The sequence below is a fragment of the Methyloversatilis sp. genome, assembly GCF_965284615.1.
Taxonomy (GTDB): domain Bacteria; phylum Pseudomonadota; class Gammaproteobacteria; order Burkholderiales; family Rhodocyclaceae; genus Methyloversatilis.
This window is the reverse complement of record NZ_OZ260098.1, coordinates 3,447,674-3,463,421: the sequence shown is the minus strand read 5'-3', so window position 1 is coordinate 3,463,421 and position 15,748 is coordinate 3,447,674. Positions and strand designations below refer to the sequence as shown.

The 15,748-nt window shown below is 65.9% G+C and carries 15 protein-coding genes; 10 read left to right on the top strand and 5 right to left on the bottom strand.

The window, feature by feature from the left end; all coding sequences use genetic code 11:
• Positions 1-2: 2 nt before the first annotated feature.
• The 4 genes from moeA to moaA are packed head-to-tail and all read right to left on the bottom strand — an operon-like array spanning position 3 to position 3,733.
• On the bottom strand, positions 3-1,238 hold the full coding sequence (gene moeA, locus ACQ66H_RS16540) for a molybdopterin molybdotransferase MoeA (RefSeq protein ID WP_430434919.1): 1,236 nt from the start codon (positions 1,236-1,238) through the stop codon (positions 3-5).
• Positions 1,235-1,828, bottom strand: coding sequence for a molybdenum cofactor guanylyltransferase MobA (mobA, locus tag ACQ66H_RS16535; protein ID WP_430434918.1), 594 nt, complete (start codon positions 1,826-1,828; stop codon positions 1,235-1,237). The genes moeA and mobA overlap by 4 nt, the downstream gene beginning before the upstream one ends.
• Positions 1,825-2,643, bottom strand: a complete 819-nt coding sequence (locus ACQ66H_RS16530) for a formate dehydrogenase accessory sulfurtransferase FdhD (protein WP_430434917.1) — start codon at positions 2,641-2,643, stop codon at positions 1,825-1,827. Before ACQ66H_RS16530 ends, mobA begins: the two co-directional genes overlap by 4 nt.
• Before the next feature lies 1 nt (position 2,644).
• Positions 2,645-3,733: a GTP 3',8-cyclase MoaA gene (gene moaA / locus ACQ66H_RS16525; protein WP_430434916.1), complete on the bottom strand. Its 1,089-nt coding sequence runs from the start codon at positions 3,731-3,733 to the stop codon at positions 2,645-2,647.
• 12 nt (positions 3,734-3,745) lie between these two features.
• Here moaA and ACQ66H_RS16520 point away from each other — a divergent pair, with 12 nt between their 5' ends.
• From ACQ66H_RS16520 to ACQ66H_RS16475, 10 genes are all read left to right on the top strand, one after another.
• A complete protein-coding gene (locus ACQ66H_RS16520) occupies positions 3,746-4,330 on the top strand; it encodes a DUF3305 domain-containing protein (protein WP_425763028.1) in 585 nt (194 codons plus the stop codon).
• Entirely contained in the window at positions 4,269-4,931 is a 663-nt protein-coding gene (locus tag ACQ66H_RS16515) for a DUF3306 domain-containing protein (RefSeq protein WP_430434915.1), read from the top strand. Before ACQ66H_RS16520 ends, ACQ66H_RS16515 begins: the two co-directional genes overlap by 62 nt.
• Before the next feature lie 65 nt (positions 4,932-4,996).
• The gene (locus ACQ66H_RS16510; RefSeq protein WP_430434914.1) at positions 4,997-7,102 is read left to right on the top strand and encodes a 4Fe-4S binding protein; all 2,106 of its coding nucleotides are present in this window, start codon (positions 4,997-4,999) and stop codon (positions 7,100-7,102) included.
• The gene (locus ACQ66H_RS16505) at positions 7,099-7,755 is read left to right on the top strand and encodes a TorD/DmsD family molecular chaperone (RefSeq protein WP_430434913.1); all 657 of its coding nucleotides are present in this window, start codon (positions 7,099-7,101) and stop codon (positions 7,753-7,755) included. The genes ACQ66H_RS16510 and ACQ66H_RS16505 overlap by 4 nt, the downstream gene beginning before the upstream one ends.
• A gap of 63 nt (positions 7,756-7,818) precedes the next feature.
• A complete protein-coding gene (locus ACQ66H_RS16500) occupies positions 7,819-8,019 on the top strand; it encodes a formate dehydrogenase (RefSeq protein ID WP_430434912.1) in 201 nt (66 codons plus the stop codon).
• A gap of 17 nt (positions 8,020-8,036) precedes the next feature.
• A complete protein-coding gene (locus ACQ66H_RS16495) occupies positions 8,037-10,943 on the top strand; it encodes a formate dehydrogenase subunit alpha (protein ID WP_430434911.1) in 2,907 nt (968 codons plus the stop codon).
• A 77-nt stretch (positions 10,944-11,020) separates the two neighbouring features.
• A complete protein-coding gene (gene fdh3B, locus ACQ66H_RS16490) occupies positions 11,021-11,638 on the top strand; it encodes a formate dehydrogenase FDH3 subunit beta (protein WP_430434910.1) in 618 nt (205 codons plus the stop codon).
• Positions 11,635-11,859: a hypothetical protein gene (locus ACQ66H_RS16485; protein WP_430435675.1), complete on the top strand. Its 225-nt coding sequence runs from the start codon at positions 11,635-11,637 to the stop codon at positions 11,857-11,859. The genes fdh3B and ACQ66H_RS16485 overlap by 4 nt, the downstream gene beginning before the upstream one ends.
• Positions 11,860-11,881: 22 nt before the next feature.
• On the top strand, positions 11,882-12,907 hold the full coding sequence (locus tag ACQ66H_RS16480) for a formate dehydrogenase subunit gamma (RefSeq protein WP_430434909.1): 1,026 nt from the start codon (positions 11,882-11,884) through the stop codon (positions 12,905-12,907).
• Between the two features lie 14 nt (positions 12,908-12,921).
• Entirely contained in the window at positions 12,922-13,236 is a 315-nt protein-coding gene (locus ACQ66H_RS16475; protein WP_029143812.1) for a hypothetical protein, read from the top strand.
• Between the two features lie 106 nt (positions 13,237-13,342).
• On the opposite strand, the gene ACQ66H_RS16470 is transcribed toward ACQ66H_RS16475, so the two are convergent.
• Positions 13,343-15,646, bottom strand: coding sequence for a TonB-dependent receptor (locus ACQ66H_RS16470; protein WP_430434908.1), 2,304 nt, complete (start codon positions 15,644-15,646; stop codon positions 13,343-13,345).
• Positions 15,647-15,748 lie beyond the last annotated feature (102 nt).

Genomic DNA, 15,748 nt, shown 5'->3' with positions numbered 1-15,748 from the left:
GTTCAGATCAGGCCTTCGAACGGGATCACGCCCACCGGGTCGCCGACCGCGACGTTGCCGACGTGGTCGTCGAGCACGATGATGCAGTTGGCGTCGCACATCGAACGCAGGATGCCCGAGCCCTGGGCACCGGTGACCGTGGCGTGCCAGCGGCCGTCGTGCAGTTCGAGGATGCCGCGCTGGTACTCGGTGCGGCCCGGCTGCTTCTTCATCGCGCTGCCGCTGATCGCGTCGAAGCGGATCGGCGCTGGTACTGGCGACGCGCCCATCAGCGTCAGCAGCGCCTCGCGCGCGAAGAAGTAGAAGGTGATCATCGTCGCGACCGGATTGCCTGGCAGGCCGAACAGCAAGGTGTCGCGGCCGCCCTTGGTCAGTCGGCCGAAAGCCATCGGCCGGCCGGGCTTCATCGCGATCTTCCAGAAGGTGACTTCGCCCAGACTGGCGAGGATTTCGCGGACGAAGTCCGCTTCGCCCACCGACACGCCGCCGCTGGTGATGATGGCGTCCACCTCGCCGACCGCCGATTCCAGCGCGGCCGACAGCGCCTCGCGCGTGTCGCGCGCGACGCCGAGGTTGACCACCTCGCAGCCGAGCCGCGTCAGCATGGCAGTCAGCGTGTAGCGGTTGCTGTCGTAGATGCCGCCTTCGCGCGGCGCGTCGCCGATGGACATGACTTCGTCGCCGGTGGACAGCACGCCGACGCGCACGCGGCGTACCACCGTCAGTTCGGGCACGCCGAGCGAGGCGGCCAGACCGATGTCGGACGGGCGCAGCAGGCGGCCGGCGCGCAGTGCGGCTTCGCCCGCCTTCAGGTCCTCGCCGGCGCGGCGACGGTTCTGACCGGCCTTCTGGCCGGGCGGGATGAGGACGTTGTCACCCTCCACCTTCGCGGTTTCCTGGATCGCCACCGTATCGGCGCCGCGCGGCATGACGGCACCGGTCATGATGCGCACCGCCTGCCCGGGACCGACTTCGCCGTCCCAGGCGTGGCCGGCGTAGGCGGTGCCGACCACGGTGAGCCGCGTATCCGCGTCGGCCGACAGGTCGGCGTGGCGCACGGCGTAACCATCCATCGCCGAGTTGTCGTGCGGCGGCACGCTGACCGGCGAAATCACGTTGACGGCGAGCACGCGGCCGAGCGCGTCGCGCACCGGCACGCGCTGGGTGCCGGCGACCTGCGAGCAGGCGGCGAGGATGTGGGCGCGGGCGTCCGCGACCGGAGTGAAGCGATCAGTCATGAGGCGTCGGGCCGCGCTTCGAGCGAGGCCAGTTCGGTGAGCGTGTTGATGTTGGCGAAGGCGTCCGGATTGTCGTCGAAGGGCACTTCGACCACCTTCAGCGCCGAGTACCAGAGGTTGACCTTGCGACCGCCCCCTTCGAGGAATTGTGTCAGACCGGGCAGCACGTGCGCGCGCACCAGGCTGAATACCGGATGCGGCTGGTCGCCGGTGATGGCCACCGCGAGGTCCGCGCCTTCGCGCTCCAGCGCCGCGCGCAGTCGCGCGACGAGGTCGAGTGGCAGGAAGGGCGAGTCGCAGGGGCTGGTCACCAGCAGCGGCGTCTTGCAGGCGCTCAGGCCCGCGTGCAGCCCGGCCAGCGGGCCGGCGAAGCCGCCGATCGCGTCTGCCACGACCGGGTGACCGAAGGCGGCGTAGCGTTCGATGTTCTGGTTGGCGTTGATGATGAGTGCATCGACCTGCGGCGCCAGGCGGCGGATCACGTGCGCCACCATGGGTTCGTCGCGGAAGTCCTGCAGGCCCTTGTCCACGCCGCCCATGCGGCGGCCGAGGCCGCCGGCCAGCACCAGTCCGGTGATCGCCTCGCTCATGCACCTTCTCCATCGCGCACGAAGCGCTGCATGCCGGTCAGCAGCAGGTAGTGCTTGCCCTGCGAGCGACCGATCATCGTGATGCCCACCTGTTGCGCGATGTCGTAACCCATCTGCGTGAGCCCGGAACGCGACACCAGGAAGGGGATGCCCATCTGTGCCGCCTTGATCACCATTTCCGAGGTGAGCCGACCGGTGGTATAGAAAATCTTGTCGCCGCCTTCGACGCCATCCAGCCACATGTGGCCGGCGATGGCGTCCACCGCGTTGTGGCGGCCGACGTCCTCGACGAAGTACAGCAACTCGTCGCCGCGGAACAGCGCGCAGCCATGCACGGCACCCGCCTGCTTGTAGATGGTTTCGTGTTTGCGCACCACGTCGAGCATCGCGTACAGCGTGGTTTCGGTCAGCCGTGCGTCGTCCGGCAGGCGGATGCGTTCGATGTCGTCCATCAGGTCGCCGAACACCGTGCCTTGGCCGCAGCCGGTGGTGACGGTCTTCGTCGCCATGCGCGCGTCGAGGTCGGCCACGCCGGCGCGGGTAGTGACGGCCGCGGCGTTCACGTCCCAGTCCACCTGCACCGACAGGATGTCGTCGATGGATGGCAACAGGCGCTGATTGCGCAGCCAGCCGATCACCAGCGCCTCGGGTGCACCGCCCAGCGTCATCAGCGTCACCAGTTCGCGCTTGTCGAGATACACGGTGAGCGGGTGCTCGCCGGCAATCGCCGTCGGTACCGTCTCGCCACGTTCGTTGATGGCGGGAATTTCTATCGTGGCGGGTCGTGCGGCGTCGGTCAGTTCGGGTCTGTGCACACTATCCACCGATGTAGGACATCTCGATTTTTCTTGCTGCGGCCGTTTCCGCGGTGCGGATTTCGGAGTAGCGGTCACCGCGCTGCTGCCAGATCGCGCCGATGGCCGAAAGCATCTCTTCGTCGCTGCGGCCTTCGCGCAGCAGCGCGCGCAGGTCGTGCCCTTCGGTCGCGAAAAGACAGGTGAATATCTTGCCCTCGGTTGACAGGCGTGCGCGCGTACAGGACGAGCAGAAGGCCTGCGTCACCGACGAGATGACGCCCACCTCGCCGCTGCCGTCGGCGTAGCGCCAGCGCTGTGCGACTTCGCCCGGGTAGTTCGGGTCCATCGGCTCCAGCGGCATTTCGGCATGGATGCGCGCGATGACGTCGGCACTGGGCAGCACCTCGTCCATCTTCCAGCCGTTGCTCGAACCGACGTCCATGAACTCGATGAAGCGCACGATGTGGCCGCTGCCCTTGAAGTGGCGCGCCATCGGCACGATGGCGTGATCGTTGGTTCCACGCTTGACCACCATATTCACCTTGACCGGCGCGAGACCGACGGCATGCGCGGCGTCTATGCCTTCGAGCACGCGCGCGACCGGAAAGTCAACGTCGTTCATCATGCGGAAGGTGGCGTCGTCGATCGCATCCAGGCTGACGGTGACGCGGGTGAGCCCGGCGTCGCGCAGCGCGCGTGCCTTCTGTTTCAGCAGCGCGCCATTGGTGGTCAGCGTCAGTTCGACCGGCAGCTTCGCCAGTCGCTCGATCAGCTTTTCGACGTCCTTGCGCAGCAGCGGCTCGCCGCCGGTGATGCGCAACTTGTTGACGCCGTGCGCGACAAACAGACGTGCGATGCGCTCAATCTCCTCGAAACTCAACAGATCGCTGCGCGCCAGATAGGGGTAGTCCTTGTCGAACACCTCTTTCGGCATGCAGTAGATGCAGCGGAAATTGCAGCGGTCGGTGACCGAGATGCGCAGATCGCGCACGGCGCGGCCACGCGTGTCGAGCAGCGTGCCGGTCGCCGGAATCGGCGTCTCCGGCACCCGTGCCGTCGCGCGTCCGGCGGTGCGGATGTCCAGCAGATGTATGATCTTTTCGCTCATGGGCGGTGCGGCGTGAGCCGTTTCCTTGCTCCGGCTCCGTTTGACAGAAAGGCAGAGGAAGATTTCGTGGAAACCAGCCCCGTCACCCTCAGGTTGGCCGTGATTATGGAGCGCAGGGTACTGCACAACAAGTGGACAGACCATGCCTGGGAAGCGCGCGCGCTTTTGCCCGAGGGCCCGGAAAGCCCTGATGTGCCAAGGGTTTTTGCGCAGACCGATGAGGCGACTCAGTGGCTGTTCCCGCCGCTGGACCTGACGCTCTACACCGACGAGGCCGACAACTACCTGCTCAATGTGACCGCTGCCGAGCCGCGCATCTTCGTCATGTGGCGGCCTGATGAAGAGGCCGATCCGCCGGTACGACCGATGCAGATCAGCGCCAGCTACGGCGAGGCCGCGCGCTGGATGGATTCGGGCGAGAAGGTCGATGGGCTGACCATGCCGGCCGACATGCGCGACTGGGTCGAGGACTTTGCGCGCCGTTTCCAGAAGCCGCCTGAACCGCGCAAGCCCAAGCGTTTCGCGAAGACCGGCGATGGCAATACGCACTACGGCGGTGTGCGTGCAGGCGTCGATGGAGGTGAGCGTGAACGATGATCCGGTGAAGGGCTTCCTCGGCCGCTGGTCGCGGCTGAAGCGGGAAGCGGCCGCCGCCGAGGCGCCGCCGCCCGTCGAGGCGCCGGCCGCCATCGTGCCGCAGCAGGCGCCGGACGCGGGGCAGGTGGTGCCGGACACCGATGTGCCGGACGAACCGCCGCCGCTCGAATCGCTGGGCTTCGACTCCGACTACCGCGCCTTCCTTGGCCAGAAGGTGGACGAGGGCCTGAAGCGTGCGGCGCTGAAGAAGCTGTTCCACACGCCGCACTTCAACACGATGGACGGGCTGGACGTCTATATCGAGGACTTCAACCTGTACGAGCCGCTGCCGGCGTCCATGGTGTCGCAACTGGCGCACGCGAGGGAAACGCTGAACCCGACGCTGCCCGACAACTGGCTCACCTCGGTTCCCGACGAGGCGCCGCCCGCCGTGCCGGCGCTGACCGACGCCTCCGCGGAAGAGGCGGCAGCGCCCGCGCTGGACAGTCCGGCGGACGAAGACGAGGGGAGCGCAACAGCGTCGAACGGGATCGAGGGCTTGCCCATCGAGGCGCCCTCGTCGTCGTCAGACACCGCGGAAAGTCATTCCAGGTCGGAATAGTCCATTTTGCTCTCAGGTGATCTGGCACGAAGGCTGCAAAAGCCTTGCCGGAGGAGCCTGACTACATGAACAACGCCCACAAGGCGATCCAGCTGTGCAGCTGCAATGGCACGGTGGAGATCGACATCAGAAGACTGGGTGACGCGCTGGCGCTGGACGCCACCGATCTACCGGTCCTTGAGCCCGCCCGGCAGCTGTGCGGCCGCGACGCCGCCGCTTTCGCCGCCGCACTCGGCGGCGCGGCCGACGCCATCGTTGGCTGTACGCAGGAAGCTGCGCTGCTGCGCGAAGTGGCCGACGAGGCCGGCGCGACGACGGGTCTCACCTTCATCAATCTGCGCGACATCGGTGGACGCGGCCCGCGCGGCAGCGACTCGACGCCGTCAGTCGCCGCACAACTGGCGATGGCGCGCATGGCCGAGCCCGCGCCGGTACCGGCCGTCAGCTACGCGTCGTCGGGTCAGTTGCTCATCATCGGGCCGGCCGGCGCTGCGCTCGGCTGGGCGCAGGAGGTGCAGCGGCAATACGGCGACCGCCTTGCACTCAGCGTACTGATCACCGGCCACGATGGCAGCGAGCTGCCGGTACGCCGCGACTGGCCGGTCATGACCGGCCGCGACGTGACGGTGAGCGGCTGGCTTGGCGCATTCGACGTGAGCTGGGCGCGCGCCAACGCGATCGACCTCGATGCCTGCGTGCGCTGCAATGCCTGCATCGACGCCTGTCCGGAGGGCGCCATCGGCTATGACTACCAGGTCGATGCCGCCCGTTGTACCGGCCATCGCGCCTGCGTCAAGGCCTGTGCCGACATCGGCGCCATCGATTTCGCCGCCGTCGGTACCGTGCGCAGCGAGCGCTACGACCTGGTGCTCGATCTGTCGGAGCCGGCGCTGATCCGCATTCCGCATCCGCCGCAGGGCTATGCGGCACCCGGCCGCGATCCGCTAGAACAGTCGCTGGCGCTGCAGAAGCTCGCCGGCATGGTGGGCGAATTCGAAAAGCCGAAGTTCTTCAACTACAAGCAGTCGGTCTGCGCGCACAGCCGCAACAGCAAGCAGGGCTGCAATCGCTGCATCGACGTCTGTTCGACCTCGGCCATCCGCGCCGACGGCGACGGCGTGTTCGTCGAGCCGCACCTGTGCATGGGTTGCGGCGCCTGTGCGACAGTTTGTCCCACCGGCGCGATGCGCTACGCCTACCCGTCGGCGTCCGATGTTGCGGTGCGCATCAAGACAGCACTGCAGGCCTGGCGCGCCGCCGGTGGCAATGCACCGCGCGTCGTCTTCCACAACGAGACGCAGGGTGAGGAGGTGCTGGCGCTGGCCGGCCGCCGCCGCGGACTGCCCGCCGACCTGCTGCCCGTGGCGGTGCATGACGTCGCCTCGGTCGGGCTGGAACTGATGCTCGCGACGCTGTGCTACGGCGCCGCACAATGCGTCATTCTGTCTCACGACGATCAGCCCGACGCCTACCGCGAAGCGACGGCCGGGCAGATCGCGCTCGGTCGCACGATCCTCTCCGCACTCGGCCATCCGGCGTCTGCGCTGGCCGCGGTGGTGGCGGACGACGCCGCTACGCTGATCGGCGCACTTGACGCTGCCGTCGCGCCGGCGCAGTCCTGTCCGCCGGCCAGCTTCGCGCTGCCGGTCGAGAAGCGCGGCGCGCTCGAGTTCTGCATCGATCACCTGGCCCGCCACGCGACGCAGAGGGTCGAGGCCATCGCGCTGCCGGCCGGTGCGCCCTTCGGCGCGGTCAACATCGACAAGGCCGCCTGTACCTTGTGCATGAGCTGCGTCGGCGCCTGTCCGGCCTCGGCCCTGATGGATGGCGGCGAGCGGCCGGCGCTGCGCTTCCTCGAACGCAACTGCGTGCAGTGCGGCCTGTGCGTGAACACCTGTCCGGAGAATGCGCTGTCGCTCGAACCGCGCCTGCTGATCGGCGACGCGGTGCGGCGCGAACGCGTGCTGAACGAAACCGAACCTTTCCATTGCATCAGCTGCGGTACGCCCTTCGGCACGAAGCAGATGATCGATGCGATGACCGGCAGGCTGTCCGCGCATTCGATGTTCGCAAGCGGCGATGCGCTGCGGCGGCTGCAGATGTGTGCCGACTGTCGCGTCATCGACATGATGAAGGCGAAGGGTGGCGAAACCACGGTGTTCGACACATGAACGCACCCACTCCACAAACACTCGCTTTCGTGCGCGACCCGGTCAGCGACGAGGACACGGCTCGCGCCAATCACTACGCACTGCTGTCGCGGCTGCTGCATGCGGCACCCGATGCCTCGCTGCTCGGCATGCTGGCCGCCTCCGGCGACTGGCCGATCGACGACGCCGCGCCGTCGGCCGAGGCGGTGCTCATGGCACAGGCCTGGAACGGGCTGTGTGCGGCGTCGGCAGCGATGGATCCGGCCGCTGCGCAGGATGAGTTCGACGCGCTGTTCGGTGGCGTCGGCCGGCCGGAGATCGTCGTTTTCGGCTCCTTCTACCTGGCCGGCTTCGTCAACGAGAAGCCGCTGGTGAAGCTGCGCGACGACCTGGCGGCGCTGGGCCTGGCGCGGACGCAGGGCGAGTCGCTGCCCGAGGACCACATCGCCGCGGTATGCGACGTGATGCGTCTGCTGCTGACCGACACCACGCGGAGCGCCTCTGAGCGCGCACATGCGCAGGACCGCTTCTTCACCACTCACATCCAGCCCTGGTACGGCGCGCTGTGCGACGCGCTCGATGCCGCAGCGGGCGCCAATTTCTACCGCCGTGTTTCGCAGTACGCGCGCAGCTTTCTCGACGTCGAGGCGGCGGCGCTGACCATAGATCCATGAAGTGACCTACAACTGAAGAGCCAACACCCTGAACCGGGCAGTCATCACGAGGAGGACAGAGCAATGACCGAAAAAGCCAACCTGAAACGTCGTCAGTTCCTGCTGACCGCGGGCGTCGGCGGCGTGAGCGCCGCGGCGGCTGTGGTGGCCGTGCGGTTCACCGGCAGCGATGCCGGCGCGAACGCCACCACCGCGCAGACGGACAGGAGCGGATACCGCATGACCGAGCACATTGCGGCCTACTACCGCACCGCCCGCGTCTGATCCCGAGGAGAGCCAACATGACATTGACCCGCAAATCGGCTGGTGGCGCGCGCGCGCAATCGCGTCTGGCGCGTCCGGCAGCGGCGGCTTCGCCGCGTACGATGGACCGCCGCACCTTTCTCAAGCGTTCCGGCATGACCGCAGGTGCCGGCGCCTTCGCATCTGCATTGCCCTTCTCGATGGTCGAGCGCGCACATGCCGCCAACCCGTCGGCGGCCGGCGGCAAGGTGGAAGTGAAGCGCACGGTCTGTACCCACTGTTCGGTCGGCTGTGCCATCGATGCCGAAGTCGTGAACGGTGTCTGGGTCGGCCAGGAGCCGGTGTTCGACAGCCCGATCAATATGGGCGCGCACTGCGCCAAAGGCGCGTCGATCCGCGAGCACGGCCACGGTGAACACCGGCTGCGCTATCCGATGAAGCTGGTCAACGGCAAGTGGGTGCGCATGTCCTGGGACGATGCGCTGAACGAACTGTCGGCGCGCCTGCTGAAGCTGCGCGAGGAGAGCGGCCCGGACAGCGTGTACTGGATCGGCTCGTCCAAGCACAACAACGAGCAGGCCTACATGATGCGCAAGTTCGTGTCGATGTGGGGCACCAACAACTGCGACCACCAGGCGCGCATCTGCCACTCGACCACGGTGGCCGGTGTAGCCAACACGTGGGGGTATGGTGCGATGACCAACTCCTACAACGACATGCAGAACTCGAAGGCGATCTTCTTCATGGGGTCGAACGCCGCCGAGGCGCATCCGGTGTCGCTGCTGCACATCCTGCACGCGAAGGAGAACGGGGCGAAGATCATCGTCGCCGATCCGCGCTTCACGCGCACCGCGGCCAAGGCCGACCACTTCGTGCGCATCCGCTCGGGTTCCGACATCGCCATCCTGTACGGCGTGCTGCGCCACATCTTCGAGAACGGCTGGGAGGACAAGCAGTACATTGAGGATCGCGTGTTCGGCATGGACAAGATCCGCGACGAGGCGATGAAGTGGACCGCCGACAAGGTCGAAGAAGTCAGCGGCGTGCCGGATGATCAGGTGAAGCTGATCGCGGAAACGATGGCCAAGAACAAGCCGTCCACCGTGGTGTGGTGCATGGGCCAGACCCAGCACACGACCGGCAACGCCATCGTGCGCATGATGTGCAATCTGCAACTCGCCCTCGGCAACGTTGGTGTGGCGGGCGGCGGCACCAACATCTTCCGCGGCCACGACAACGTGCAGGGCGCGACCGACGTCGGCCCGAACCCGGATTCGCTGCCCGGCTATTACGGCATCGCGACCGGTTCGTGGAAGCACTGGGCCAATGTGTGGGGCGTCGATTACGAGTGGCTGAAGGGCCGCTTCGCGTCGCAGGCGCTGATGGAGAAGTCCGGCATCACGGTATCGCGCTGGATCGACGGCGTGACCGAGAAGAACGAACTGATCGACCAGGACCCGAACCTGCGCGCAGTGGTGTTCTGGGGCCACGCGCCGAACTCGCAGACGCGCGGCAAGGACATGCTGGAGGCGATGAAGGCGCTCGACACCCTGGTGGTGATCGATCCCTATCCGTCGGCCACCGCGGCGATGGCGGCCAGCGCTCGCAAGGACGGCGTGTACCTGCTGCCGGCCGCGACGCAGTTCGAGTGCGAAGGCTCCTGCACCGCGTCGAACCGCTCGCTCCAGTGGCGCGAGAAGGTGATCGAGCCGCTGTGGGAGTCCAAGCCCGATCACACCATCATGTATCTGTTCGCGCAGAAGTTCGGCTTCGCCGAGCAGTTCACGAAGAACGTGAAGGTGACCAACAACGAGCCCAGCGTCGAAGACATCCTGCGCGAAATCAACCGCGGCACCTGGACCATCGGCTACACCGGCCAGTCGCCGGAGCGCCTGAAGATCCACATGCGCAACATGCAGGTGTTCGACCCGAAGACGCTGAAGGCCAAGGGCGGCATCGACAAGGAAACCGGTTACGTGCTCGACGGCGAGTATTTCGGCCTGCCCTGGCCGTGCTACGGCACGCCGGAAATGAAGCACCCGGGCTCGCCCAATTTGTACGACACCTCGAAGCACGTGATGGATGGCGGCGGCAACTTCCGCGCCAACTTCGGCGTCGAGAAGGACGGCACCAGCCTGCTGGCGGCCGACGGCTCCGCTTCGAAGGGTGCCGACCTGCAGTTCGGCTACCCCGAGTTCGACCACGTGCTGCTGAAGAAGCTGGGCTGGTGGGAAGAGCTGACCGAGGACGAGAAGAAGAAGGCCGAGGGCAAGAACTGGAAGACCGACCCGTCGGGCGGCATCATCCGCGTCGCGATGAAGAACCACGGCTGCCACCCTTTCGGCAACGCCAAGGCGCGCGCAGTGGTGTGGAACTTCCCGGACCCGGTGCCGGTGCATCGCGAACCCCTCTTCTCGCCGCGTGCCGACCTGGTCGCCAAGTACCCGACGCACGAGGACAAGAAGGCCTTCTGGCGCCTGCCCACGTTGTACAAGAGCGTGCAGGACCAGTTCGCCAATGTCGGCAAGGACTACCCGCTGATCATGACTTCGGGCCGTCTGGTCGAGTACGAGGGCGGTGGCGACGAGACGCGCTCCAACCCCTGGCTGGCCGAGCTGCAGCAGAACATGTTCGTCGAGATCAACCCGCGGGCGGCCAACGACCGGGGCATCCGCGACAAGGACATGGTGTGGGTGAAGTCGCCCAGCGGCGCACAGATCAAGGTGCAGGCGATGGTGACCGAGCGGGTCGGGCCGGACACGGTGTTCCTGCCCTTCCACTTCGCAGGCCACTGGATGGGTAAGGACCTGATCGACAGCTACCCGGAAGGGGCTGCACCGGTCGTGCGTGGCGAGGCGGTCAACACCGCCACGACCTACGGCTACGACGCGGTGACCATGATGCAGGAAACCAAGACCACGGTCTGCCAGATCATGAAGGCCTGACGCGGGCGCGATGAAACAACACGGGGTGGCGCGTCAGCCGCGCGTCGCCCCGGAGAACGGAGGACACCATGGCAAGAATGAAATTCATCTGTGACGCCGAGCGCTGCATCGAGTGCAACGGCTGCGTCACCGCATGCAAGAACGAACACGAGGTGCCCTGGGGCGTGAACCGCCGGCGCGTCGTGACCATCAACGACGGGGTACCGGGCGAGCGCTCGATGTCGGTCGCGTGCATGCACTGTTCCGACGCGCCCTGCATGGCGGTGTGCCCGGTCAACTGCTTCTACCGCACCGATGAAGGCGTGGTGCTGCACGACAAGGACCTGTGCATCGGCTGCGGCTACTGCTTCTACGCCTGTCCGTTCGGCGCGCCGCAGTTCCCGCAGGCGGGCGCCTTCGGCCTGCGCGGCAAGATGGACAAGTGCACCTTCTGCGCCGGCGGCCCGGAAACGAACAACTCGGAAGAGGAGTTCCGCAAGTACGGCCGCAACCGTCTGGCCGAGGGCAAGCTGCCGCTGTGCGCCGAAGTGTGCTCGACCAAGGCGCTGCTCGGCGGCGACGCCGACGTACTGGCTGATATCTATCGCCAGCGCGTGCTCACCCGCGGCAAGGGTGCGGACATCTGGGGCTGGTCAACCGCCTATGGCAAGCCGGACGCACCGGCCACCGCCCCGGCGGCGGGAGGCAAATCATGAAGCCGCTGAGCGGAGCCGTCTGTCTGCTCGCACTCGCCGCCGCGCTCTCCGGCTGTGGCGAGAAGGAGCAGGTGGTGGTCTACAAGCAGGGCCAGTACCAGGGCAAGGCCGACGGCAAGCCCTGGGACAACGAGTCCTTCTCCGGCGACAAGGGAAACTGGGAGGCGACCATCAAGGCGCGCAACCAGAGCCAGAACGAATATCGCCGCATCAACGGTTAGGAGAGCGTTCATGAGTCATGACATGACTGTACTGAAGCGCCTGCTGTGGATGGTGCTGACGCTGTGCGCGCTGGCGGGTGGACCGGTTTTCGCCGCCGACGCGCCGCCGGCGACGGCGGCCGACCAGGCGTTGCGCCAGCAGTCGCAGCCGCTGAACAACGCGCCGGTGTGGCGCGAGGTGAGGTCGGGCGAGCAGCACTACACCACCGTGCAGGGCGTCGAGACCGGCGTGCTGATCCAGTCCGGCGGCCAGACCTGGCGTGCGCTGCGCAACGGTCCGCTGATGCTGTACGGCGGCATCGCCTTCTGCGCCATGCTGGTTCTGCTGGCCGTGTTCTTCAAGCTGCGCGGGCCGATCCGGCTGTCGGAGGCGAAGACCGGCCGGATGATCCAGCGCTTCAACACGATGGAACGGATGTCGCACTGGGCCATGGCGATCTCGTTCTGCGTGCTGATGGTGAGCGGGCTGGTGATGCTGTTCGGCAAGCACGTGCTGCTGCCGGTGTTCGGCTACTCGCTGTTCGCGACGGTGGCTCTGGTGTGCAAGAACATCCACAACTTCGTCGGGCCGGTATTCATTCTGTCGGTGCTGCTGTTCATCGTCCTGTTCGTGAAGGACAACGTGTGGCAGGCCATCGACGCGCTGTGGATACGCAAGGCCGGTGGGCTGCTGACCGGCGAACACGTACCTTCGCACCGCTTCAATTTCGGTGAGAAGACCTGGTTCTGGCTCGGAGTGGTGTTCCTGTCGCTGACCGTCGGCATCAGCGGTCTGGTGCTCAACTTCCCGAACTTCGAACAGGGCCGCGCCATCATGCAGACGGCGAACATCGTTCATCTGATCGGTGGCCTGATCGTGATGACGCTGTCGCTCGCGCATATATATATAGGCAGCATCGGCATGGAAGGCGCGCTAGACGGCATGAAGACCGGCTATGTTGACGAAACTTGGGCCAAGGAGCACCACGAGCTGTGGTATGACGCGGCGACGAAGGCTCAACCGGCGGAGAAGCCGGCAGGCGGTATGCCTGCACCGGCTCGCGTCTGAACGGAGGACTACGCATGAACAGGATGATCGTGCTGCTGCTCGGCGCCTTGCTGTCAACCGGCGCGCTGGCCAAGCTGCCGGAACTGACCGAGGAGCAGAAGGCGGCCGCCGCGGAGAAGAAGGCCAAGGCGGACGAGGCGACGAAGAAGGGTAACGAGCAGCTGGCCGCATCGCAGGACCGGGTGGCGGCGAAGTACATCGAGCAGATGAAGGCGAAGGGCGTCACCGTGACACCAACGCCGATCGCGCCGCCGGCTGCCCCGGCCGCACCGGCAGGGGCAGCAAACCCTCCGGCGGCAGCACCCGCGGCACCGCCTGCAGCGAAGTGAGGACGTCCGGACGCCGCGTTACTGCGGGCAACAAACACAAAAGGCACCGTGAGGTGCCTTTTGTGTTTGCCGCTCCGGATCACCGGGGTGATCCGGAGAAGGTGACTCAGCCGCCGAAGCGGTAGCGCACACCAATCCAGCCTGCGCGCGGCGCGCCTGGAGCGAAGAAGGTTTCGTCGGTCCAGTCGTCCGAGTTAGTCCGGAACGTGCCATTCGGATTGAACACGTTCTCGGCGAGCTGACCCGCAGTGAAGTAACGCTTGTCGAACACGTTGTTTACGCGGGCGAACACGCTCCAGCCGCCACCCAGCGAGGCGTTGGCAACGAGGTTGACCACGGTGAAGCCGGAGGTCTTGCCGGCGCCGTCGTGCTCGTTGTTCTCGTTGCCGCGCACATAGACTCCGGAGTAGGCGGCAATGTCCGAACCCAGCGTCAGCCAGTCCAGCGCGCGCCAGTTGAGCCCCAGTTTCAGTGCGTGCTCCGGCAGGCCCGGGATCTTGTCGCCCGGATTGACGCGGATTTCACCGTCTTCCGTACAGCGGGCATCGCTTTCGGCGGTGCTGTTCGCTTCCGACACAAGACAGGCGCCAGATTCGAACGTCGCACGCAGATAGGTGTAGCGGGCGTTCCAGCCGAAGCTGCCATAGTCCGCCGATGCGCCCAGTTCAAGGCCGAGGCGACGTGTCTTGCCGAAGTTGGTGAAGTAGCCCAGACCCGGGTTGGCCGCGCTTGCCGACACGAACAGGATGTCGTCGTGGTTGTTCGAACCGAACAGAGCGGCGTTCCAGCGGATCTGTTCGGTCTTGCCGCGGGCACCGAACTCGATGCTGCGCGTGACGACTTGCTTGAGCGGCGGATCGGCCTGCATCGCATTCGGCAGCTTGCATGCCTCGTTCGGGTCGGAGCAACCCAGTTCAATCGGGCTGGGAGCACGGTTGCCCTGCTGGATGGTGCCGTACAGCGTCACTGCCGGCGTCAGCAGGTAAGTCGCGCCCAGGCCCGGATTGATCTTGCTGTAGCTGTAGTCGCTGTTGAGGCTGGAGTTCGGATCGAGGCGATCCACGGTTTTCACGCGACTGTGGTTGTAACGCGCCGACAGCGTGACGGCGGCCTCCTGCGTGACGTTCCAGGTGCTGGTACCGAACAGACCCCAGCTGCGCGTGCTCCCCCGGATCGAGACGTCGAGTTCCTCATCATCCGTGGCGACGACGCTGCGCGTGCTGTCGAGAACGCCTTCCTGCTCCGTCTGGCTAAAACGTGAGCGACTGCGGTCGTAGGTGGTGCCGACGGCGTACTGATGTGCCTCGGTGATCCCCGCGTACTGAACGCTGAAGCCGTGACCACGCTGGCGAGTGCCGGTCCGGTTGAAAATGCCGGTCTCGTCATCGAAACCCAGACCACCGTTGGCACCGGTCGCGCCGTCGTTCGCACTGTCCTCGAAGTCGTCGTTGGCGTCGCCATTCAGTGTGCGCACCTTGTTCTGACGCATGTACAGCGTGCCGGACAGCTTGTGGATGTCGTCCAGCCAGTAACCGCCATTCAGCGACACCATGGTCATACGGTTCTGGGTGTTATCCGGGCGGGTGAAGATGGACGAACGGCGCTCGTCGTAGAAGGACTGCGGTGTGAGACCGTTGCCGATGAGGTCGCTCTTCGCGTGTGTGATGTTCAGGTCGAGTTCGTGCTTCGACGACCGGTGCGAAATCTTGCCGAAATACTGGTTCAAATCCGACGGCGAATGATCGCGCCAGCCGTTTTCCTCGAAACGCGTGGTGGTGAAGTACCAGCCCAGTTCGCCGTTGTTGCCGCCGTGCTCGGCGGTTACCGCGCTGCGGCCGAAGCTGCCCACGTAGCCTTCGAGGCCGGTGCCTGCGTGACTGAAACCATCCTTGGTGCGGATGGCGAGGGCGCCGCCCAGCGTGTTCAGACCGAACAGCGGGTTTGAGCCCGGAACAAGATCGATGGACGCAATTGCGTTGCGAGGGATCAGATCCCAGTTGACGCTGTCGCCGAAGGGTTCGTTCACACGTACGCCATCCTGATACACCGACAGGCCTTGCGGCGTGCCGAGCAGCGGGCTGGCGGTAAAGCCGCGATAGTTCACGTCCGCTTGATACGGATTGCCCTGGATTTCGTTAACGTTAACGCTCTGCAATTGGCTTCCCAGAAGCTCGGGCAAGCCGGCAGCACCGGTGTCGCGCAGTGCCTCGCGGCGAATGGACTGAACGTTGGACGGAATCTCGTCGATCGGCCGGTCCAGACCGGGCACTGGCGACGTGCCGACAACCTCTACAGTAGGCGCCACTGTTTGCGCATGGCTGGCAAACGGAAGGGCGATCGTGCAGGCGCCGCTGATGATTGCGGCGAGCGGGGTCAGACGCAGGCGTTGTGCGTCGGTGTGCTTTCTCAAGGGGCTACTCCTCTCGTTTCTGGGGAGTGCGCACTCGTTCTCTGAAGTGCGTCACTGAGACGACCCTACAGGCGGGGTCCGATCGGAAGATAGCCAAGAGCT